The 1493-nt window shown below is 56.7% G+C and carries 1 protein-coding gene; it reads left to right on the forward strand.

Features of this window, described 5'->3' with window-relative positions:
- The first annotated feature begins 33 nt into the window (after window positions 1-33).
- Window positions 34-1398 carry an ISNCY family transposase gene (locus tag J7394_RS22770; protein ID WP_209256244.1) on the forward strand — a complete coding sequence of 455 codons (1365 nt, stop codon included), beginning with the start codon at window positions 34-36 and terminating at the stop codon, window positions 1396-1398.
- Window positions 1399-1493: the final 95 nt, after the last annotated feature.

Consider the following 1493-nt stretch of genomic DNA (forward strand, 5'->3'; position numbering starts at 1 on the left):
TCTACCCTCAAAAGAACATGAGGGTGAGCGGACATGGGATGGGTGATTATGAGCAAGCGCGAGTTGAACCGCGTGGAGGTTCTAGCGCAGGTTGATGACGGACGGCTGAGCGTTGATAGTGCGGCGAGCATGTTGAGCCTGACACGGCGGCAGATTTTCCGGCTGTTGAAGCGGTATCGTCAGGATGGCGCGTCGGCGGTCCGACACAAGGCGCGTGGTAAACCTCCGAACAATCGCATTCATCATGCCAAGCGCGACTATGCCTTGAGCCTGATAAAAGAGAGCTATGCAGATTTTGGACCGACGTTGGCGGCTGAGATGCTGGCCGAACATCACGGGTTCAAAGTATCGCGCGAGACAGTGCGCAAATGGATGACCGAAGACGGCCTTTGGCTGTCCCGCAAGCAGCGACGCCAGATTCATCAACCGCGCCTGCGTCGGGAATGTTTCGGTGAGCTGATCCAGATTGACGGCTCTGATCACCGTTGGTTCGAGGATCGAGGTGATCCCTGCACCCTGCTCGTCTTCATCGACGATGCGACCAGCACCTTGATGGAACTGAGGTTTGTGACGTCTGAGAGCACGTTCAGCTACTTCGAGGCAGTGGAAAGCTATCTGCACAAGCACGGACGCCCGGTTGCCTTCTACAGCGACAAGCACACAGTCTTCCGTGTTCCCAAGCCCAATGAACACACGACCGGGATGACTCAATTTGGACGCGCCCTGGCAGAGCTGAACATCGAGATCATCTGCGCCAATTCCAGTCAAGCCAAAGGCCGCGTCGAGCGCGCGAACCGCACATTGCAAGATCGTCTGGTGAAGGAATTGCGCCTCGTAGGCATCTCGAACATCGAAGATGGCAACGCGTTCCTTGCAGGCTTCGCCAAACGCTACAACGCAAAGTTCGCGAAGGCTCCGGCCAAACCAGATAACCTGCATCGCGCCTTGAACATCGAACCGGATCGCCTCTCTGAAGTCTTCTGTCTGCGTGACAAACGCTACGTCGGCAAAGACCTGACCCTCAAGTATGACCGCAAGCGCATACGGTTGGAGGTCAACGATCTGACGCGAGGCTTGGTCGGCAAATACGTCGATGTGTACGAGATGGCGGATGGGCGTGTTCAGGTGCGTGCCAAAGGCATCGCCCTGCCCTGCAGCATATTCGACCCGCACCAACAGCGTGTCACCCATGCCGCGATCACAGAGAACAAACACCTCAGTGCTGTCCTCGCTCACATCAAGGAAGAACAGGAGAAGTCCGCGCCGCCGACGAAGGTCAGACCAAGCAGCGACAAGAACGGCCATAAAAAGACAGGACGTCGGAACAACGGCTGGAACTCTCTCGCGGCCCGACGCGCCAAGGAAACCCGCAAAGCCAGCCAGGGCTGCGATATATGAGGTCTCCGCCCTGCCAGGCTTTGCTCTCCTCAGCGCAGTATAAGTGACATTTCTAATTTGCAGACCGGGTGACATTTCTACTTGGTTGCAACACG

Origin of the sequence: Ruegeria sp. R13_0 (assembly GCF_017743995.1) — a bacterium.
Lineage (GTDB): Bacteria > Pseudomonadota > Alphaproteobacteria > Rhodobacterales > Rhodobacteraceae > Ruegeria.